The sequence below is a fragment of the Robbsia betulipollinis genome, from assembly GCF_026624755.1.
GTDB classification, from domain to species: domain Bacteria; phylum Pseudomonadota; class Gammaproteobacteria; order Burkholderiales; family Burkholderiaceae; genus Robbsia; species Robbsia betulipollinis.
Window position 1 is genome coordinate 1 of record NZ_JAPMXC010000013.1, and the last position, 19,802, is coordinate 19,802.

At 64.3% G+C, this 19,802-nt stretch carries 16 protein-coding genes and 1 rRNA gene; 2 read left to right on the plus strand and 15 right to left on the minus strand.

Annotation, left to right across the window (positions count from 1 at the left end; genetic code table 11):
* The 3 genes from OVY01_RS21970 to OVY01_RS21980 form a co-directional block, all read right to left on the minus strand.
* A 16S ribosomal RNA gene (locus tag OVY01_RS21970) occupies window positions 1-467 on the minus strand; the annotation flags it as partial.
* A gap of 588 nt (window positions 468-1,055) precedes the next feature.
* On the minus strand, window positions 1,056-1,670 hold the full coding sequence (locus OVY01_RS21975; RefSeq protein WP_267849750.1) for a Pr6Pr family membrane protein: 615 nt from the start codon (window positions 1,668-1,670) through the stop codon (window positions 1,056-1,058).
* Window positions 1,671-1,805: 135 nt separating this feature from the next.
* Entirely contained in the window at window positions 1,806-4,430 is a 2,625-nt protein-coding gene (locus OVY01_RS21980) for a DEAD/DEAH box helicase (RefSeq protein WP_267849753.1), read from the minus strand.
* A gap of 388 nt (window positions 4,431-4,818) precedes the next feature.
* Between OVY01_RS21980 and OVY01_RS21985 the strand changes: the two genes are divergently transcribed.
* Entirely contained in the window at window positions 4,819-5,718 is a 900-nt protein-coding gene (locus OVY01_RS21985) for a manganese catalase family protein (protein ID WP_267849755.1), read from the plus strand.
* A 163-nt stretch (window positions 5,719-5,881) separates the two neighbouring features.
* Here the strand turns inward: OVY01_RS21985 and OVY01_RS21990 are convergent, their stop codons facing one another.
* The 12 genes from OVY01_RS21990 to OVY01_RS22045 all read right to left on the minus strand — a co-directional run bounded on the left by OVY01_RS21990 (window position 5,882) and on the right by OVY01_RS22045 (window position 19,097).
* Window positions 5,882-6,868: a YsnF/AvaK domain-containing protein gene (locus tag OVY01_RS21990; RefSeq protein WP_267849756.1), complete on the minus strand. Its 987-nt coding sequence runs from the start codon at window positions 6,866-6,868 to the stop codon at window positions 5,882-5,884.
* A 36-nt stretch (window positions 6,869-6,904) separates the two neighbouring features.
* Window positions 6,905-7,390 (minus strand): YsnF/AvaK domain-containing protein, encoded by a 486-nt coding sequence (locus OVY01_RS21995; RefSeq protein ID WP_267849757.1) that lies wholly within the window; start codon window positions 7,388-7,390, stop codon window positions 6,905-6,907.
* Between the two features lie 277 nt (window positions 7,391-7,667).
* Window positions 7,668-8,762: a catalase family protein gene (locus OVY01_RS22000; protein ID WP_267849759.1), complete on the minus strand. Its 1,095-nt coding sequence runs from the start codon at window positions 8,760-8,762 to the stop codon at window positions 7,668-7,670.
* A gap of 21 nt (window positions 8,763-8,783) precedes the next feature.
* A complete protein-coding gene (locus OVY01_RS22005; protein ID WP_267849760.1) occupies window positions 8,784-9,920 on the minus strand; it encodes a glutathione-independent formaldehyde dehydrogenase in 1,137 nt (378 codons plus the stop codon).
* A 98-nt stretch (window positions 9,921-10,018) separates the two neighbouring features.
* Window positions 10,019-11,512 carry an amidase gene (locus OVY01_RS22010; protein WP_267849761.1) on the minus strand — a complete coding sequence of 498 codons (1,494 nt, stop codon included), beginning with the start codon at window positions 11,510-11,512 and terminating at the stop codon, window positions 10,019-10,021.
* 88 nt (window positions 11,513-11,600) lie between these two features.
* Complete coding sequence (locus tag OVY01_RS22015) at window positions 11,601-12,266, minus strand: GntR family transcriptional regulator (RefSeq protein ID WP_267849762.1); 666 nt, start codon at window positions 12,264-12,266, stop codon at window positions 11,601-11,603.
* A gap of 3 nt (window positions 12,267-12,269) precedes the next feature.
* Window positions 12,270-13,595: an amidase gene (locus tag OVY01_RS22020; RefSeq protein ID WP_267849763.1), complete on the minus strand. Its 1,326-nt coding sequence runs from the start codon at window positions 13,593-13,595 to the stop codon at window positions 12,270-12,272.
* A gap of 71 nt (window positions 13,596-13,666) precedes the next feature.
* Complete coding sequence (locus tag OVY01_RS22025) at window positions 13,667-14,647, minus strand: ABC transporter substrate-binding protein (RefSeq protein WP_267849764.1); 981 nt, start codon at window positions 14,645-14,647, stop codon at window positions 13,667-13,669.
* Entirely contained in the window at window positions 14,629-15,444 is an 816-nt protein-coding gene (locus OVY01_RS22030; RefSeq protein ID WP_267849765.1) for an ABC transporter permease, read from the minus strand. Before OVY01_RS22030 ends, OVY01_RS22025 begins: the two co-directional genes overlap by 19 nt.
* Window positions 15,441-16,340 carry an ABC transporter ATP-binding protein gene (locus OVY01_RS22035; RefSeq protein WP_267849766.1) on the minus strand — a complete coding sequence of 300 codons (900 nt, stop codon included), beginning with the start codon at window positions 16,338-16,340 and terminating at the stop codon, window positions 15,441-15,443. The genes OVY01_RS22030 and OVY01_RS22035 overlap by 4 nt, the downstream gene beginning before the upstream one ends.
* A gap of 130 nt (window positions 16,341-16,470) precedes the next feature.
* Entirely contained in the window at window positions 16,471-17,400 is a 930-nt protein-coding gene (gene puuE, locus OVY01_RS22040) for an allantoinase PuuE (RefSeq protein WP_267849767.1), read from the minus strand.
* Between the two features lie 35 nt (window positions 17,401-17,435).
* A complete protein-coding gene (locus OVY01_RS22045) occupies window positions 17,436-19,097 on the minus strand; it encodes a hybrid sensor histidine kinase/response regulator (protein WP_267849768.1) in 1,662 nt (553 codons plus the stop codon).
* 228 nt (window positions 19,098-19,325) lie between these two features.
* Between OVY01_RS22045 and cynS the strand changes: the two genes are divergently transcribed.
* Window positions 19,326-19,778, plus strand: coding sequence for a cyanase (gene cynS, locus OVY01_RS22050; RefSeq protein ID WP_267849769.1), 453 nt, complete (start codon window positions 19,326-19,328; stop codon window positions 19,776-19,778).
* Window positions 19,779-19,802: the final 24 nt, after the last annotated feature.

Genomic DNA, 19,802 nt, shown 5'->3' on the forward strand with positions numbered 1-19,802 from the left:
CAGGGTATTATCCCGAGCCTTTTCTTCCCGAACAAAAGTGCTTTACAACCCGAAGGCCTTCTTCACACACGCGGCATTGCTGGATCAGGCTTTCGCCCATTGTCCAAAATTCCCCACTGCTGCCTCCCGTAGGAGTCTGGGCCGTGTCTCAGTCCCAGTGTGGCTGGTCGTCCTCTCAGACCAGCTACAGATCGTCGCCTTGGTAGGCCTTTACCCCACCAACTAGCTAATCTGCCATCGGCCGCCCCTATAGCGAGAGGTCCGAAGATCCCCCCCTTTCCTGCGTACAGCGTATGCGGTATTAATCCGGCTTTCGCCGGGCTATCCCCCACTACAGGACACGTTCCGATGTATTACTCACCCGTTCGCCACTCGTCAGCGGAGCAAGCTCCCTGNTACCGTTCGACTTGCATGTGTAAGGCATGCCGCCAGCGTTCAATCTGAGCCAGGATCAAACTCTTAAGTTTAATTCCTGTTACTGTTTTCTATTCTTTCGAATAGGTCGCTCAACTCAAGAATCAACAAGGCTTGAACATTGACCGAGGCCAACATTCTTTCCTTACTTTTTCTCTCGTGTGAGACTTCTTGATACTTTCGCATTCCCGCCACTCCGAGGAGCGGCGGGTGCGTCGCCATCAAGCGCCCACACTTATCGGCTGTAAATTTTTAAAGAGCAATGCAGCGCCAGGGACTTCGTCACCTGCCTACTGCTTGCTGCCGGTTAAGTACCGTGCAGCAGAGAAGCGAGATTATGTACCGCTTCTGCAATTTCGTCAAGCATTTTGTTTCGGCTTTCGCTGCCACATCCTGCTCGACCCGGCGGGTTCGGCATCCTGCCGGTCAAGCGTCAAACACCCGCTCCACCGTTGCCAAACCCCCGTCCCGCCTCGCTTTCACCGCCTGCGCCGCGCCGCTTTCGCGACACTCGCTGGTCTGTTTCTGCAGCGGGGAGGCGAATATTAGATCCGTTCCGCCATCCGTGCAAGCGGTTTTCGAAAAAAGGGGAAATTCGTGGAAATCGGCAGGGATCGCGGTCCGAGGCCGCTGTCGCCGCCTCAACGTCTCCGACGGTGATTGAACAAAACAAACAATCCCATCAGTACCAGAAAGGCCAGCACCAGCATCGCGGCGTTGAACAGCACGTCGGGATAGCCCAATTCCGCGACGTCGATGAAAAAGTAGGGATAGAAGTCCGAGCGGCTGCCGCGCCATAGCGTGATGAACAGGTAGGCCAGCGGGTAGACCAGCCACAGCAGACATTTGCGCAGGTCCAGGTGAAAGCGCGGGACGAACAGCACCCAGTAGAAGGCGCATAGCAGCGGCAGGATGCTGTGCAGGCTCTCGTTCAAAAGCCGTCGATAACCGGTAGGGGTCCACAGCCCGCGCAACAGAACGTTGTAGGCGAGGCCGACGAAAACGATATAGAGCACGATCGCGGTCACCACCGGCGGCCGGGAGACGAACCGCGCCGCCCGCCCGCGTCCGTCCTCCCGCGACACCAGGCATGTAAAACCGACGGCGACCACGAAAACGGTGAGATTGGTGAGATAGCTGCTCAGCCAGGCAAACGCGTCGAGCAGGCCGAGGCCGCGTGCCAGGGTCCGCTCGATCGTGAGGATCGTCTGCGCCGAGAAGGCCAGCCAGGCAACCGCGGCGATGAGGGCCGCCATCGCACGCGCGGCACGGCCACGCGGGGGTCTCGCCGTCCCGGGCGCGCGTTCCGTTTCGGATGACGCGGCGTCGGGTGTGACCGTCGATGGAGACGATGGCTTTGGCGAGAACGAGGGCGTCGGCATGCTTCGGTCTTATAGAGAGATGTCGTCTTCCGGTGCCGCACCGGGCATGCCTGGAATCGGCGCAAGCAGGGCATCCAGTTCCGCCACCGAAAGCGCGGGCAGCACGTTGCCGTCGTCCGTAAGGAGTCGCCCGGCGAGGGTCGCTTTCCGTTCCTGCAGGGCGACGATCCGCTCCTCGACGGTTCCGGCGGCGATCAGCTTGTAGACGAACACCGGCTGGCCCTGGCCCAGACGATGCGCGCGATCCGTCGCCTGCGCTTCGCTCGCCGGATTCCACCACGGGTCGTAGTGAATCACGGTATCGGCCGCCGTCAGATTCAGACCCACGCCCCCCGCTTTCAGACTCGCCAGGAACAAGGGAACCTCGCCGCGCTGAAAGCGCCCGACCGGCGTCGCGCGATCGCGCGTCGCGCCAGTCAATGTGACATATCGCAGACCGGCATGCTCCAGGGCCGTCGCGATCAATGCCAGCATTTGCGTGAATTGCGAAAACAGCAGGACGCGATGGCCTGCGGCGATCAGGGACGGCAGCATCGCCATCAGGTGATCGAGCTTCGCGCTTTGCCGCGTCGCGCCGGCGCCGTCGAACCTGACAAGGCGCGGATCGCAGCAAACCTGTCGTAATTTGAGCAGTGCGTCGAGCACGGCGATATGCCCATGCGCGGCGCCTTGTGCAGCCACCGCAGCGCGCACTTTCGCGCGGACGGCGACACGCACCGTTTCATAGAAGTTGCGTTGCGCGCCTTCCAGCGCGACCGAGCGCACGATCACGGTCTTGGCCGGCAACTCGCGCGCAACGGTATCTTTATGTCGTCTCAATAAAAACGGACGGATGCGGCATCGCAACAGGGCCAGCCGCACCGCGTCGCCATCCTGCTCGATCGGCTTGCGCCAGTACCGCCCGAACTCGCGGGCATTTCCCAGAAAACCGGGCATCAGGAAATCGAACAGCGCCCATAGCTCGCCCAGGTGATTCTCGATCGGCGTGCCGGTCAGACAGAGACGATGGCGCGCCCGCAATCCGCGAACGGCGCGCGCCGCATTGCTCCTCGCATTCTTGATGTACTGGGCTTCATCCAGGATCAGGAAATGGTATTCGTGCTGCGACAGCACCGCGTGATCGCGCCACAGCAGCGCATAGGTCGTGATGACTACGTCGTGTGCGCCGATCTGCGAAAAACGGCGCCGGCGCAACGGGCCCTGCAGAGCGAGCACCGACACACCCGGCGCGAAGCGGCACGCCTCGTCCCGCCAGTTCTGCACCAATGTCGTGGGAACGACGATCAGCACGGGCCGGTCCAACCGCCCTTCCGCTTTTTCCGTCAAGATATGCGCGAGCGTCTGCACCGTCTTGCCCAGGCCCATGTCGTCGGCGAGCACTCCCTGCATACCGCGGCGACGCAGACATTGCAGCCAGTCGAGGCCTTCGCGTTGATAGGTCCGCAAGGTAGCGTTCAATCCCGGGGGCGGCGGCATGAGTCCGGCGTCCTGGCACGGCACGCCTCCAGGCAGTCCTTCACAAGACGACTCCCCCTCGGGAAACCGCCAGCAACCGGTAGCGGTCAACTCGGCGATGCGCCCCAGATCGCGCGGATCCACGCGTAGCCGACCTCGCGCCATGTCCTTGCCGAATGCAGCAAACAGATCGATCAAAGAACGTATCACCGGCTTGAGCCTGCCAGCGCCAAGCAGCAGACGCGCGCCTTCCCCGGTGCGAAGCGCGACGGCCTCGTCATCGCCGATGCTTTCAAGGCCGCCGCCCAGCCAGCGCCGGTCGCGCCGAAATAGCTCGGCGAGCAGCGGTTCGAGACGTACTTCGTGCCCGTCCAGCAGGATGCCCATCTCGAGATCAAACCAGCCATCCGGTGCGCGTGCGATGCTGCCGCTCCATTCGTCGACAGGCGTCACGTCGAACGGGAAATCGGCCGAGATCCGCACCTGCCAGCCGCCGCGGCGCAGTTCCGGAACGACCCCGCGGACGAATCCGGTCCACTCGGCCGGATCGGCGAAGTACCATGCATCCACCGCCGTTCCGTGCGTCGGCACCGGACGCGTCGCGTTCGACGTCATGCCCGCAGCGAGCAGGGTCGCGATGCCGCGCCGCTCGGCATCCTGGTGACGCGTTATCTGGACCATCGTCCCGTCCGCGGTGGCGAGCAAGGTCGCCTGACTGTACGGCCTGACATCGATGCCCGCATAGTCGAACGAGAGCGTCCCATACGCTGCGCGACCGGCAGGGCGCACGGTGTATCCCCTCGCCCGCCCGGACGCGGCGTGCATCGCAAGCGTCAGTACGGGTACCGGCAGGACATCGACCCGGCGAATCGGACCCCGCCGAGATGCATCGGTTCGCATCGTCAAGCCGGCGAGCAACACCGCCACGACATGCTCGCAATTTACCTGCACCGCGCAACTGCACATGCCGTCGATGCCCCATGCGCCATCACGCTCCTCGATAAGCACCTCGACCCGATAAGGCTCCGGCGCCTCACCCTGGACACGGGCGCGCAAACCGCCACGTCCGGCATGGAAATCGGTCACCGCACGAGCGTACGCTCCGGCCTGTCTGATGCGCGCCGGCCCGTAGCTGTCGAGAAGCTGCGATTTCGTATAGGGAATCTCGGGAAACGACATGGCGGAGAGATCGGGTAATTGCTGCAAGGGATGAAGCCGTTTTTCAAATAGCGCCGCCGGACAGGACTTTTTTCTTCGATGCGGGTGCTCCCGGCAATCTGGAATCGCATGCTTTCGCTGCGCTATCCACAGGAAAACCGAATTTTTCGCGGCGGGCACGGCGCGTGCGGCAATGAAGACGGTTTCTCCTATACCGCGCGGCGTCCGCCGCGTAAACCCGTCGCACAAGCCAGGGCTCCGGTTTCCTGCCCTGAGACGTGAAGCAGCGCAACCAGTTGCTTCAACACGCAATGTCCCGGCACGTACCGCTGCGCTTGCTTGTTTGCAGGCGCGACCCGACCACGCGGACGATCGCGTGCGGCGCGACCGGAACGATCAGGAGAATCACATGTTCATCCATAATAAACGCCTCCAATACACTGTTCGCGTCGCGGGCCCGAATCCGGGACTCGCCAATCTGCTGCTGGAACAATTCGGCGGTTCGCAGGGCGAACTCGCGGCCGCATGCCGTTACTTCACGCAGGCTATCGCGGAAGACGATCCAGGCCGCAAGGACCTGCTGTTCGATATCTCGACCGAGGAACTCAGCCATCTTGAAATTATCGGTTCGATCGTCGCGATGTTGAACAAGGGAGCGAAAGGCCAGTTGGCGGAAGCGGTCGAGGAAGAAGCCGTTCTGTACCGCTCGATGACCGGCGGCGGAAACGATTCGCACACGACCGCCCTGCTTTACGGGGGCGGCCCGGCTCTGACCAGCTCGGCCGGCGTACCCTGGACTGCGGCGTATATCGATACGATCGGCGAACCCACGGCGGACCTGCGTTCCAACATCGCGGCCGAGGCACGGGCAAAGATCATCTACGAACGGCTGATCAATGTCACGGACGATCCGGGCGTCAAGGATGCGCTCGGTTTTCTGATGACGCGTGAAATCGCGCATCAGAAATCGTTCGAGAAAGCCCTGCATGCCATCCAGCCGAACTTCCCGCAGGGCAAGCTACCGGGCAAGCCGGAATTCACGAGCGTCTACTTCAATATGTCGGAAGACGACCCGAAGAAAGGGGAGGCAACCGCCTCGCCGCGCGGACCCTGGAACGAGGGCCCAGAATGGGAATACGTGGCGAAACCCCAGCCGGCCGTCGATGGCGGTGACGGTTTGGCGACGGTGATGGTCGCAGCGAACGACGCCGAAGTGCTGAAGGCGATGGCTGCGCGTACCGCATCCGATCCCGCCGCGGATCCCCTGACCGGCGCCGACCTGGGACAGGGCGCGGCAGTGACGAAGTAAAGGTCACGACAAAAACCTGGCGTCACCCGGTACGGCATCCCATGCCATACCGGAAAAAGAGAGGGGCCCGGAATCCTTATGGAATCCGGGCCCCTTTTTCAGGCGGAAGGTCAGAACGGCGAGCCGACGTGCGCCCTGCCCGTCCTGCCCCTTCCTGTTTGGCTTAAACCGGCTTGATCGTCGGGTTCGGCTGCAACGCGCTGGGCGTGCCCACGTTCGTCGTGCCGCCGACCGTCGTGCCCGGCAGGCCGACGCCCGTCGTCACGCCCGCGGTTTCGACGCCTGAAGTTCCCAGGTCCACTTTATTGACACCTGTTGCGCCACGCAGCTTCTCGCCTTCGACACGCTCGACTTCCACATCCGTACCGTGCAGGGTTTCGTTGATCGTCTCGGTATGTTCGGTGGACGTTTTGCCGACCACGACTTCCTCGACGACACGCGATGTCTTGCCGACCACAGCCTCTTCCGCCGTTTCACGGATTTCCACCGAGCCTTCACGCAGATCGGCGGCAGTCACCGGACGGTCCACCGGGCGACGCTCGATCGAGGCATGCTCTTCGCGCAGCGTGACCGACTCCGAGACCGGGGTCGACGTGGCACGCGAGTACACGCGGAAACCGCCCGTCTCGACGGCGCGCTTGCCCACCACGAGATCTTCCTTCACCACGGCAAATGCCTGGCGCTCGGCGTCGATCTCTTCCGGGGTGTAGGGCTTCGCGGTTGCTTCGTAGCCCTTGTAACCCGTGGTTTCCCAATGCGCGACGCGCGAATCGATGTCGACGGCACCGGTGCTTTCCAGCACGTTGCGAACGGAAGCCAATTGCGCCTCGTCGCGCACGTCGACCGACAGCAACACACCGCCGCGGCGAACCGCCTCGTGATAATGGCCGACTTCGTCCGGGCGCTCGTCGTTGCCGAACATATTGGCGAAAAACCGCTCGACGCCGGCCATCATGCCGTGGCCGGTATCGCCGGTGTGGTCGGGGGACGTCACGACGCGCGCATCGTTGCCCGCCAGCGAAGCGTCGCCAGCGCGGTCATCTTCATGCGTCTGAATGTCCGAGCGGGAAATACCGTTTTGTATCAGGCGTTCCTTCGCAACGTCCGCATCGGCAAACGAGTCAAAAATTCCAACGATAGTTTGAGCCATGATAGTGCCTTCCTGTTAGGTATTAAACCGTGAACATCAATTAGTCGAAATATCGTTCGTCGCCCGCTGCGGTGCCGGTACACCAAGTGGCAGGTCCTGTTCCACCCATTCGCCAGCCGTACCCTCGCGCCGCTCGACAAGCAGCTTTTCCTTGCGTACCTTCATTTGCCGTGTGGCGGTCTCGGCCACGACGGTTCGTGTGATACGCACTTCTTCCTTCAACATCAACCGCATTTCCACCACCGGCTGGTACTCGAACACGGGAATGACGAGTGTGTCGCCTTCCTGGCGCGGTTCGAACTCGGCGTCGACCACGCGGTTGATCACCACGCGCTCCACGTTGACGCTTTCGGTGCGCAAGGTGACGGGGATTTCCTGCATTTCCTCGTGGTCCACCTTGCGTACCCGCACCGCCCCGGTTTCCCGCTTTTCGATATCGATCACCAGCTGCTCGTCGATAACCGAAAAGGTGGTTTCGTCCGTGGTGTTCGACCGCGCGGTTGCTTCTTGCTCAATCGTCATGTTCCCTCTCCCGCAGCCGCCCGGATGCCGGTCACCGCAATACCCAGACTATTGCAATCGCCGTGCCTGCCGGCGAACATATCCGAAGAAGGGTTTGGCGAAACGTTCCAAAGGACCTCCCCAACTTGCTGAATCGACCGTGCAGCCGAGCGGAGACGCGTGATGGAGAAGGGGGAAAAATTTTCACTATTCTGTTTTTTTGTGAGCGCAATAAAAAAACGCCCCGCAGGTTTTCACCTGGGGGCGTTTTTTGCAGCGCATGCCAGTCTTCTTTACATCAATCCGGAATCTTGTCTACCGATGCCGGTTCGATCACCGCCACACCATTGCGTTGCTGGCGGAATGCCACCAGCGCCTGATAGGTCTTCAACCGGGCGCGCATGACGGACCCGAGCGGCCTGTGCGCAAGCAGGCTGTGCGCTGGCCGGAACGACAGCGCGTCGTTGAAGTAGGCGGCACGCGCCTCGCTGTGCGAGTTCTGAGCCGGCAGGATCAAGCGTGCCACCGCGACATAGGGACTGTCCGCTTCCGGCCATTCCTTCGATGCATCCTCGATCGGCATCTTCTCGGAATCGATGCAGAGCTGCACGCGCAGCTCGAACTCCGCGCCCTGCGCAGCGAAGAATTCACTGACGGCATGACGAAACACATCCGGATCGTCGACGTCCAGCGGTCCATCGCCCAGGGCGACCACCGCCGCGGAGAGAGGGAATACGGCGACTTTTGCAACATAGTCGCCGAAGCGCAGCGGCGCCTGGCTGTAGTACGGCTCGGATAGCGGGTGCCGGGGCGGATGTCCGAAAAAGTCGAGCATGGCGCTGTCCGCGCCCACCGCATGCAATACCTTGTTCGCCACTTGCGCGGTCACCGACACCGCGTGCTTGAGGGCCTCCGGCTGCGAAGTGCCCTTTTCCAGCCCTTTCATGCTGCGCAGGAAAGCCGCCGCGTCCGGATTGGGAAATACCGGGCCCGAGGCCAGCACGAAGTCCTGAGTGGCATCGTGATGTCCCGGGAGTTTCTCTCCCTGGACCCCGAACACCTTGATCGCCATGCCACGATGCGTCGAGACATTGTCCTTGAGAAGCTCGCCCGGGCCCTGCGCCAGGCGCACCACCACCGGATAGCTCTCCGGCATGGCGAACAGACCCTGGCGCAACGCTTCGGGGAGATCGTCGAGCACGCGCAGTTCGCCCTTCAGCAGGCCAGTGCTCTTTGCATGCGATGCGCGGACCGCATGGTCGTACCGGCCGGCGGTGATTTCGCTTTCGTGCGTCATCGAAGCGATGATCTTGTCGATCGTTTCCGCTTCATCGGGCTTCGGCTGCTCCAGGTCGTCACGATAACGAAGATAGGGACGCGTGGTTTCTGACATGCTCTTCTCTCGAAATGACGCTCAGGCCGCCGGCTTCAGGATGACTTTGGTCCAGCCGTCCTTGCGGGCATCGAAGTTTTCGTAGGCGCCCGGCGCGTCTTCCAGCGGCAATTCATGCGAGATGATCTGCGACGGCGAGGCCTTGCCCGCGGCGATAAGATCGCGCAACTTGCGGTTATAGGCCTTGACGTTCGCCTGACCCGTGGCGATGCGCTGCCCCTTCATCCACATCGAGCCGAAATCGAAGGCCAGCTTGCCTTCCTTCATCAGGTCGTCCGGCGAGCCCGGATCTTCCGCGACGAATACGCCCACCACGCCGATGCCGCCCGTGGGCTTCACGGCCTTGACGAGATTGTTCATGGTCAGGTTCGGCACTTCGTGGCCCTTGCAGCTGCACTGGTAGCCCACGCATTCGCAACCGCGATCCGCGCCCTTGCCCTTGGTCATTTCCAGGATTTGTTCCGCGGAGTTGCCTTCCGAATCGTCGATCGGAATGGCGCCCATCTTTTCCGCCAGCGCCAGCCGGTCCTTATGGGTATCCACCACCATGACCTTGCTTGCGCCCTTCAGATTGGCGGACATTGCCGCCATCAAGCCCACGGGGCCGGCACCATAGATCGCGACCGTATCGCCCGGTTCGACGCCCGCAAGCACGGTGGCGTGATAGCCCGTCGGAAAGATGTCCGAGAGCATCACGTAGTCGTTTTCCTTTTCCTCGGCGTCCGGCGGCAGCACCAGGCAATTGAAATCGCCGAACGGCACGCGCAGATACTCGGCCTGGCCGCCGCTGTAGGGCCCCATACCCGCAAAACCGTAGGCCGCGCCGGCCATGCCGGGATTCGCCGTCAGGCAGAAACCGGTCAGACCCTTCTCGCAGTTTTCGCAGAATCCACAGCCGATGTTGAACGGCAGACAAACCCGGTCGCCCACCTTGATGCGCTGCACGCCCGGGCCCACCTCGGCGACGACGCCCAGGTTTTCGTGGCCGAGGATGCGTCCCGTTTCCATATTGGTACGGCCCTCGTACATATGCAGGTCCGATCCGCAGATATTCGTGGTGGTGATCTTCACCAGCACGTCGGTCGCCTTTTCGATCTTCGCGTCCGGCATTTCCTTGACGGTGACCTTGCGCGGGCCTTCGTAGACGAGTGCTTTCATCGGTTGCTCCTGAGACGTTGAGGATGGCCGCCGCAGAAAACGCGACGGCGAATACGGGTTCTGTTGCAAACGCCGTACCCGCTCCGCGGCCATCGGGCTCAAGGCGCCGCAGGAAGATGCGGAGGGTCCGTGACGATCGACTTCAGCGCGGCAACGGGGTACGCGAGGGCGGACAGATCCGGACATGCGCGCTTCAAGGCGTCGTCGCCGCCGAACGCGGATTCCAGCGCCTGCGCGATATCGAGCAGGCGCCGGTCGCCGCGAAAAGGACCGACGAGTTGCAGCCCGAACGGCATACCCGCGTAATCCGTTCCGCACGGCAGGGACAGGGCCGGATGAGTCGTGAGCGTGACGACGTAGGTCAGCCCCAGCCAACGATAATAGTTCGCGAGGGGCTGACCATCCATGTCGGCGAGATGCGGCTCCGACCACGGGAAAGGCGAGATCGAGCAAGCCGGCGACACGATCAGATCGTAGTGCGCGAAGGACTTCTGGAAGCGCCGGAACAGACGCGTCTGCTCGGCGTGCGCCCAGACCCCGTCGGCCAGCGACATCGCCCGTCCCATTTCGTAATTGACGCGCGTATTGGGCCCGAGCAGTTCCGGGTCGCGCTCGTAGATCTCCTGGAAGCCCGCGATGAAATTCTGCGCGCGGATGATGTCGAAACACCGGTCCGCCTCGCCCAATTCGAACGCGACCGGCTCGCATACCTTGACGTAGCGCGACACGGCGGCGATTTTCCGGCGAAAGGTCTCGCGCATCGCGCCGGCGACCGCGCACACGCCGAAGTCCTCGGTATAGCCGATGCGCAATGACGCCAGATCGACCTCGCGCGCGCGCAGCAGCGCGAGCGGATCCCCTTCGGCGCCCAGCGGCTCGCTGCCGTCCAGGCCCGCGTTCGCCGCCAGTTGCAGGCGGGTGTCGGCGACGGTTCGCCCCATCGGTCCGGAGACGGTCAACGGCGACCATCCCAGCGGGCGGGTGTCGCCCGGCACCATGCCGGGCGACGGACGGAAACCCACGACCCCGCACAGCGCGGCGGGAATGCGCAGGGAGCCGCCCGTGTCGGAACCCGTGCACACCGGCAGCATGCCGGTCGCCAGCGCGACCGCGGAACCGCCCGAGGATCCCCCGGCATTCAGCATCGGGTTGAAAGGATTGCCGGTGGCGCCCCAGACGGCGTTACGGGTATTCGCGCCCGCGCCCATTTCCGGCGTGTTGGTCTTGGCCGTGAGAATCGCGCCCGCGGCCCGCAACCGCGCCACCATGACGTTGTCGTGTACGGGAACATGGGCGCGGTAGATCGGAGAACCGTACGTGGTCAGCACATCGGCGGTTTCCTCGAGATCCTTGACGCCCAGCGGCAGGCCATGCAGCAGGCCGAGCGCGTCGCCGCGCATCACCGCCTGCTCGGCCAGCCGCGCCTCGGCCCGCGCCCGCTCGAAACAGGTCGCGGCAACAGCGTTGACCGCCGGATTGAGAGCCTCGATTTGCGCGATGCACGCATCCAGCAATTCGACCGGCGACAGGCGCCGGCTGCCGATCAGGCGCCGCGCCGCGACCGCCGAGAGGGAAGTGAGTGATGTGTCCATGTCCAACCTTGTAGTGTGGTGTGAGGCACCGGGCGCGGGCATGGGCGCGGGCATGGGCGCCGGGCGCGAGGCGCGCGCCGCGCGAGGCTCAGCCGGCGGCGCGCGGCGCCGCCCATTGATCGACGCAGGCCACCAGCGCGTCGCGCGTATTTTCCAGATGCGAACGCGTCTGCGCCTGCACGGCCGACGCGTCCCCGTCCCGGTAGGCCGCGAGCAGCGCCGCGTGCTCGCGATTGTTGCTTTCCATGATTTCCCGGTCGACATGCATCGATAACGCCACATACGGACGCGCCACGCGCGACAGCGACGCGACCATCTCGAAAAGACGCGTGCGCGCCTGACTGGCGACGAAATGGTCGTGAAACGCCTCGTTCACCATCGACCACTGTTCCGGCGAATCGGTCGCGCTCATCGTTTCGTGACAGTGCGTCGCCGCCGCGAGATGCTCTTCCGTCATGTGCAGGCAGGCGCGCCGGGCGAGCATCGGCTCCAGCGTGATGCGCAGCTCATAGATTTCCGTCACGTCGGCGATCGTCAGGCTGCGCGTCACGACGCCCTTGTTGGCATCGATCGATACCAGACCCTCGGCACGCAGGTCGCGAAACGCCTCGCGCACCGGCGTCGTGCTGACGTTCAGGCGCCGCGCCACTTCCTCCTGCCGCAGATGCGTATTCTCCGGGTACCGCCCCTTGAGAATTTCCGTGCGCAGCGTCGTCAACACATATTGCCGGGCGCTCTGGAAGTATTTGCTCAAGGGCTATCTCACGACGTTCTCGACCCAGGCGGCGATCCGCAGCAGGGCCAGGTCCGCACCCATGTCTCCCACCAGTTGCAGACCCAGCGGCAACCCCGCCGCGCCGCGCCCGGACGGCACCGATACGGCCGGCACGCCGAGGAAGCTCCAGGGCGCGCAGAACGTCGCGTCGCCGGTATCGCTCAGACCCTCGGGCGCTTCGCCAGCCGCGGGAATCGTCACGAGCGCGTCGCAGCCGTCGAGGAAAGCGGGGAAAGCGCCGCGCAGGCGGCGCTGCATATCCAGCGCCGCCCGGTACGCTTGCGGCGGCACCGCAGCGCCCGCGGCGGTCAGGGCTTTCATGTGGTCGCTGAGCAGGTCCGGGTGCGAGGCGGCGAGCGGGCCGATGCCGGCGAACGCCTCGGCGCGCAGCACCGTTTGCAGCGCGTCGAGGATGGCGGGCATGTCGTCGAAAGGGTCGCGCTCGACCAACGTCACGCCGGCCGCGCGCAGACGCGCGAGCGCCTGCGCGAAGTTGGCCTGTTGCGCGGCGCTGGCCTTATCCCAGAAAGGCGTGCGCACGACGCCCAGCCGCAACGGCTGCGCGGCGGTGAAATACGCCTGCCATGCCGCGGCGCCAAGCAGCGCGTTTGCCTCGGGCCGTGCATCCGCATCGACGAACAATGCATAGGCGAGCGCGACGTCCTCGACGGTTTTCGCAAAAAACCCGACGTGGTCGAGCGACGGCGCCAGCGGATGCACGCCGTCGGTCGGCACCCGGCCATGGCTGGGCTTGTAGCCGACCACGCCGCAAAACGCGGCGGGCCGCAGGACCGAGCCGACGGTCTGCGTGCCCAGGGCGAGCGGCACGATACCCGCCGCCACCGCCGCGGCCGAGCCGCTCGACGAACCGCCCGGCGTATGCAGCCGGTTCCAGGGATTGACCGTCGGCCCCGGATGCCGCCAGGCGAACTCGGTGGTCACGGTCTTGCCGAATACGACGCCGCCGAAGGCACGGATCCGCGCGACGATCCACGCATCCGCGGCGGGCCGGAAATCCGCATAGATCGGCGACCCATACGTGGTGGGCATGTCGGCGGTCGCGATCAGATCCTTCACGCCGATCGGCAGGCCCGCCAGCGGCAAGGGCGCGAGCGCATGCGGGTCCTGCGCGCTGTAGTCTGCCGGCCGGAAGTAAAACGCCTTGAGCCAGGGTTCGACGGCGGCGGCGCGTTCCTGTGCGATGGCCAGCCGCGCGAGAGTGGCCGCCGCATCGCCCCGGGTCGCGTTCAACGTCGCGGCGAGAGAGGACGCCGGGCCCGTCGCCGGGTGTGGATCGTCGATGCGCATGGTGGAATCCGTGTTCCCTGTAGGCTCGCTTCCCGTTGGCATCCGGTTCACTGCGTCGCGCGCGGCACCCATCACTTCGCCGCCTGCGCGAAGGAATTGTCGACGGCACCGGCGTACGTCACGCTGCCGGGCTGGATGTTGCCGATGTATTCCTGGAGTTCGAGCGCGTTGCGAAACGCCTGTTCCGAGATTTCGGGGGTCGCCGCGTAGATCTTCTGACCAATCAGCCGCGCCACCGCGCTGTCGACGATCTTCTTGTCGAGCGTCGGGAATTCCGCTTCCGCGACGGCCCGGGCCGTGTCCGGCGACTGCTGGATCAGCGCCTCGGCCTCGCCGATCGCCTTGACGAAGGCGGCAACCATCTTCGGCCGGGTCTTGATCGTCGCCGCCAGCGTATCCATCGTCGAGAACGCATAGCCGCCCGGGTAGGCCTTCGGGAACGCGTACAGGATCTTGTATCCCGACGCGATGCCCTGGTCGACCTGCGGTTCGTACAGGGCGGCGGCCACCGCGCGTCCCGCGCTCACCGGCGCGAGTTCGGTGCCCAGTTGCACGGTGTTGACGTTCAGGTTCGCGAGCTTTTCCTGTTTGATCAGCCGCTGCAGCAAATAGGTGCTGGTCGACGGCGGCAACGCGGTCGACACCGTCTTGCCCGCGAGGTCCGCCACCTGCTTCAGACCGGAATTCGGCGGCGTGATGACCCACACCGGCACGCCCGCGACGATGTTCGCGACATTGACCAGGGTCGCGCCCTTGAGGTTCGCGAGCACCGCCGTCATCGGATCCTGCAGCGAGAAGTCGGCATGTCCGCCGATCACCGCGGCGACGCCCGACGCGCCGCTGCCCGCGGTGACCTTCTGCACGTCGAGGCCGTTCTTCGCGAAAAACCCCTTGTCGATCGCCACATACAGGGGCAGATACTGAATCGACTGGAAGGCCTGATACACCACCACTTTTTCCGGTGCGGCGGCCTGGGCGGCCGGCATGCCGAGGGCGGCGGCCAGCGGCACGGCGCAGCATGCCCGCAACAGCTTCAACGTTGTGTTTTCCATGAGACGATCCTTGCTTCGGCGAGTTGAACGATCCAGGTGAGCAGCGTGGCCATCAGCGTCAGGACGATGATGCCCAGCCACACCGTATTGAGGTCAAACAGGGAACCGGCGACGAACACCTCGTGGCCGAGGCCCGCCTGCGAAGCGATGTATTCGCCCACCACCGCGCCGATCAGCGCGAAACCGATGTTGACGCGCAGCGTCGAGAAGATCCAGGGCAGTGCGCCCGGCACGATCAGCTTGCGAAAGATCATGGCGGGTTTCGCGTTGAACGACAGAAACAGGTTCAGCAGATCGCGGTCGACTTCCCGGGCCGCCGCACACGACGAGATCATCGCCACGGCGAACGTGGAAATGCCGGCCAGCCAGACCTTCGAGGTCATGTCCGAGCCGAACCAGATGATGATCAGCGGACCCAGCGCGATTTTCGGGATGCTGTTGAGGATCACGGAGAAGCCCTCGGCCACGCCGGAGACGCGTGGGACGAACCAGAGCAGCAGGCCCGCGGCGATGCCCAGGCCGCTACCGATCAGCAGCCCCATCACCGTCTCGTAGAGCGTCGTCAGCGTGTCCGACACCAGCGTGCCCTGCGTCAGGCCGATCCGCGCGGCCCCGTAGATGCCCGACGGCGAACCGAACAGCTGCCCGTTGATCCAGCCGCGCGCGGCGGCCACCTGCCAGAGCACGACCAGCGCGATCATGATGAGCGTCACGATGCCCGCCGCCCCGGCCTTGTCGAAACGCCGGGCGCGCGTACGCCGCCTGGGCACGCCTGCCGCCACCGCTGCTTCGCTCATGCCGTCGCTCCCGCGTGCTGGATGGTGTTGCTGCGCAGTCCGCCCCAGATGCGGGCGTGATAGGTGCGGAATTCGGGCGCTTCGCGCGCCGATACCGCCGTGCGCGGGCCGTGCGTCGACAGCACGATGTCGATCTCGTCCTCGATGCGCGCCGGGCGACCGCCGAGCAGAATGACGCGGTCGCTCATCGCGATCGCTTCCTCGATATCGTGCGTGACCAGCACGACGCTCGTGCCGCTGCTGTCGCGCAGGGCCATCACGTCGTCCTCGAGCGCGAGACGGGTCTCGTAGTCGAGCGCCGAGAACGGCTCGTCGAGCAGCACCAGGGTCGGCTCGACCAGCAAGGTGCGCGTGAGTGCCGCGCGTTGCCGCATGCCGCCGGAGAGCGCGTGCGGGTACGCGTCGACGACCCCGCCCAGGCCGTAGCGCGCGAGCATGTCCCGGGCGCGCGCGACATCGGCCGGCGTGACCTTGCGGTACAGTTCGATGCCGAGCAGCGCGTTCTGCAGAATCGAGCGCCACGGCAGCAGCAGGTCCTTTTGCAGCATGTAGGCGATCCGGCCGGCGCTGCCGTCGGCACGCGGGCCGACGGCCACCCTGCCCGCCTGCGGCCGCAGCAGGCCGGATATCAGGTTGAACAGCGTGCTCTTGCCGGCGCCGCTACGCCCGACGATCGAGACGATCTCGCCGCTGCCCACGTGAAAATCGAGCTTTTCGAAGATGGCAACACGCGTGCCGTCCTCGGCCTCGAAAGCGTGACTGAGATGCGCGACCCGCAGACGCGCGTCTTCGCTCGCAAGGGCGCCGGCGAGCGGCCCGGCCCTGCGTGAGGACGCGGGTGAGGACGTGGGTGCGGACGGCGGAATCGTGTTCGACGGGTTCGTTGGCAGCGTCATGAATGGCAACCGATCCTTGCGATTGAATGCGTTGTGCACAATGCACAATGCGATCGCAAAAACCCGCTGGCAAGTCGCCATAAATGAAATGCCGACCCTGCGTCAGTATGACGCGCGGCGGCGTCCGTTCTCAGCCGGGCGGCTGGAAAGGGTGATGCCGGCGCCAATGCTGCGCGATGTCGATGCGACGCGTCACCCAGACGCGGTCGTGCCGCTCGATGTGATCGAGAAAGCGCTGCAGCGCGCGAAACCGACCGGGCCGGCCGAGCAGGCGGCAGTGCATGCCGATCGACAGCATCTTCGGTTGCGTCTCGCCTTCCACATACAGCACGTCGAACGCGTCGCGCAGGTAGACGAAAAAGTCGTCGGCGTTGGTGAAACCGGGGCTGACCGCAAAGCGCATGTCATTCGTGTCGAGCGTGTAGGGCACGACCAAATGCGGAACACGGGTTCCGGAGGCGGTGGCGACCTGGGTCCAGAACGGCAGGTCGTCGCCGTAGGAATCGGCATCGTAGGCGAAGCCGCCCTGCTCGACGACCAGACGGCGCGTGTTGATGCTGTCGCGGCCGGTGTACCAGCCCAGCGGCCGCACGCCGCACAGCTTTTCGATCGCCGCGATGCCGCGCGCCATGTGCTCGCGTTCGACCTCTTCCGGCACGTCCTGGTAGTGAATCCAGCGATAGCCGTGACAGGCGATTTCATGGCCCAGTTCGACGAAGGCGCGGGCGAGGTCGGGGTGTCGTTCGAGCGCCATGCCGACGGCGAACACGGTCAGCGGCAGACCGCGGCGCTCGAATTCGCGCAGGATGCGCCAGACACCGGCGCGCGACCCGTATTCGTACAGCGATTCCATGCTCATGTGTCGCGCCGGGTAAGACGCCGCGCCGGGGATGTCCGACAGAAATTGCTCGGAGCCCGCGTCACCATGCAGGACGCTGTTCTCCCCGCCTTCTTCGTAGTTCAGGACGAACTGCACGGCAATCCGGGCATTGCCGGGCCAATCCGGATGGACGGACTTGCCGCCATAGCCGATCAGATCGCGCGGGTAAGAAAGGTGCATGCGGGAATCCATGCCCATCGCGGGGCGCTCCTCGGTCAGGAAGGAAGAGGACGCGACGTGTCCGTCCCAGGCTGGGTATTCTGCAACCGCGACAGCACCCGGTCGAGCTTCGCGAGATCGACGGGCTTCGCGAAATGGGCGCGGAATCCCGCCAGCGTGGCGGCCTCCTTGTCCTTCTCGCTCGCATAGCCGGTGATCGCGATGAAGGCCGTGCTCGCGGACGGATTCATCGCCCGGAGTTTCTGCACCAGCGCGTAACCGTCGGTATCGGGCAGCCCGATATCGCTGAGCACGACGTCGGGCTGCTGCTCGCCCAGTCGCGCGATCGCATCGCTCGCCCGGTTCGCCACCCGCACGCGATGCCCCGACATCTCGTAATACAGCGCCAACGCGTCGGCGGTGTCGGCATTGTCCTCGACGATCAGGATGTCGAGCGGGCGCATCGTCTTCTGTCCCACGACATTGGCCGATACCATCGCCTCTCCCGGCACCGCGCGGCGCAGGGTCAGCAGGAATTCGCTGCCGCACCCGGGCCCGGCGCTGCTGGCGGTCAGCGATCCGCCGTGCCACTCGGCGAGACGGCGTGCCAGCGGCAGACCGAGCCCCATGCCGCCCTTGGAGCGGTCGAGCGGCTGCTTCGATTGCCCGAAGATCTGGAAAATCTCGTCCATGTCGGCCGGATCGATGCCGATGCCGGTATCCCGCACCCGTACCGTCACGATCTTGTCGCTCGCATTCGCCACGATATCGATGCGCCCGCCGTTCGCTGTGTACTGCGAGGCGTTCATCAGCAGGTTCGATATCACCAGCGGACACTGGGTCCGGTCGGCGGCCACCCACGGATCTCCGTCGATCTCGCAATGCAGCACCTGATGCCGCTCGTCCAGCGTCGCCTGGTGCATTTCCACCGCCTGCTCGATCAGCCGCGCAAGCGGGGTGGGCTCGAGATGCAGCTCCACCGAACCGAAAGACACCAGCGAGGCCGACAGCAGGTGATCGACGATCTCGCTCATGTGCCCCACATGCCGGTAAATCAGCTTCTTCGCCCATGCACGCTGGTCTTCGGTCACCTCGGCATGATGGAGTATCCGCACGCCGGTGAGAATGGGCGCGAGCGGCGCGCGCAACTCGTGCGCCAGCATCGCCAGGAATTGATCGCGGTGGCGCTGCGCGGCGTCCAGCTGCGCTTCCAGGTCGGCGACACGGGCGTCGGTGCGCCGTGCCTCCAGATGCTTGACCACCTGCTGGGCGACGAGTTGCAGCGCCGCCAGGTCCTGCTCGTCCATTTCGCGAGCGATCCGGTCGGCGACGCACAGGGTACCCAGGCGCACGCCGTCGTCGGTTTTCAGGACGATGGCGGCATAGGAGGCGACTTTCAGGTCGCCAACCTTACACGGGTGCGTCTTGAAATGGGCGTCTTCCCGCACATCGGGGAGAACGAGGGCATCGCCGCGCAGCAGCGCGCTCGCGCACAGGGAATGGTCGCGTACGATGCTCCTGCGTTCACAGCCCCAGGCCGCCTTGCACCAGGTGCGCGCCTCGTCGACGAAGTTGATGAGCGCCATGGGCATACGCACCAATCGCGCGGCCATTTGCGCCAGAGAATCGAAATGCGGTTCCGACAGAGTGTCGAGGATGCCGAAAGCACGCAGGCGCTCCAGTCGGATCGGATCATCCAGGATAGCGGCGGCTGACATTCGGGAAGCTCACAAGAGTGGAAGACAAGTGCGTTCAGCAAAAAACGTTCCTTGCTACCACTGGAAGATACCACGCGATGAATAGCAATTCAGAGGAAATACCGGCAAAATCCTTACGGCCTTCCCACTTTGTTCCACCATGTGGAACGGATGCGAATCCGTCCGTCGGGCTGGGTCAGCGCGGACCGGCATTCCTTCTTCCACGCCAAAACCAGGAGAAACCATCACATGTCCATCAGCGATCGCAGCGAAGTCACCAAGATGATCGTTTCAGCAAAGGTGCGTAAAGGCCTGAAATGGGCCCACATCGCGACACGGCTGGGCACCAGCAAGGAATGGGCGACCGCCGCCTGTCTGGGCCAGATGCAATTCAGCAAGCAGCAGGCCGAAACCGCGGCGGAATTGTTCGACCTCGACGACGAAGCCTGCGCCTGGCTGCAGATCGTCCCGTACAAGGGCTCGCTGCCCAGCGCCGTGCCGACCGACCCGCTCATCTACCGCTGGTATGAAATCGTCAGCGTATACGGGACGACGATCAAGGAACTGATCCACGAGGAATTCGGCGACGGCATCATGAGCGCGATCGATTTCTCGATGGACATCCAGCGCCAGGCCGATCCGAAAGGCGACCGCGTGAACGTCGTGCTGTCGGGAAAGTTTCTGCCCTACAAGACCTATTGAAGAGGCGGCGTCGGGGCAGGCGCG

Bases quoted from the DNA above. Each gene is read 5' to 3' on its own strand.
- OVY01_RS22000 (WP_267849759.1), bottom strand. From the start codon at position 8,762: ATGTCAGAAACCACGCGTCCCTATCTTCGTTATCGTGACGACCTGGAG.
- OVY01_RS22010 (WP_267849761.1), bottom strand. From the start codon at position 11,512: ATGGACACATCACTCACTTCCCTCTCGGCGGTCGCGGCGCGGCGCCTG.
- OVY01_RS21980 (WP_267849753.1), bottom strand. From the start codon at position 4,430: ATGTCGTTTCCCGAGATTCCCTATACGAAATCGCAGCTTCTCGACAGC.
- puuE (WP_267849767.1), bottom strand. From the start codon at position 17,400: ATGCACCTTTCTTACCCGCGCGATCTGATCGGCTATGGCGGCAAGTCC.
- OVY01_RS22035 (WP_267849766.1), bottom strand. From the start codon at position 16,340: ATGACGCTGCCAACGAACCCGTCGAACACGATTCCGCCGTCCGCACCC.
- OVY01_RS22005 (WP_267849760.1), bottom strand. From the start codon at position 9,920: ATGAAAGCACTCGTCTACGAAGGCCCGCGCAAGGTCACCGTCAAGGAA.
- OVY01_RS21990 (WP_267849756.1), bottom strand. From the start codon at position 6,868: ATGGCTCAAACTATCGTTGGAATTTTTGACTCGTTTGCCGATGCGGAC.
- OVY01_RS22025 (WP_267849764.1), bottom strand. From the start codon at position 14,647: ATGGAAAACACAACGTTGAAGCTGTTGCGGGCATGCTGCGCCGTGCCG.
- OVY01_RS21985 (WP_267849755.1), top strand. From the start codon at position 4,819: ATGTTCATCCATAATAAACGCCTCCAATACACTGTTCGCGTCGCGGGC.
- OVY01_RS22045 (WP_267849768.1), bottom strand. From the start codon at position 19,097: ATGTCAGCCGCCGCTATCCTGGATGATCCGATCCGACTGGAGCGCCTG.
- OVY01_RS22020 (WP_267849763.1), bottom strand. From the start codon at position 13,595: ATGCGCATCGACGATCCACACCCGGCGACGGGCCCGGCGTCCTCTCTC.
- OVY01_RS21975 (WP_267849750.1), bottom strand. From the start codon at position 1,670: ATGGCGGCCCTCATCGCCGCGGTTGCCTGGCTGGCCTTCTCGGCGCAG.
- cynS (WP_267849769.1), top strand. From the start codon at position 19,326: ATGTCCATCAGCGATCGCAGCGAAGTCACCAAGATGATCGTTTCAGCA.
- OVY01_RS21995 (WP_267849757.1), bottom strand. From the start codon at position 7,390: ATGACGATTGAGCAAGAAGCAACCGCGCGGTCGAACACCACGGACGAA.
- OVY01_RS22030 (WP_267849765.1), bottom strand. From the start codon at position 15,444: ATGAGCGAAGCAGCGGTGGCGGCAGGCGTGCCCAGGCGGCGTACGCGC.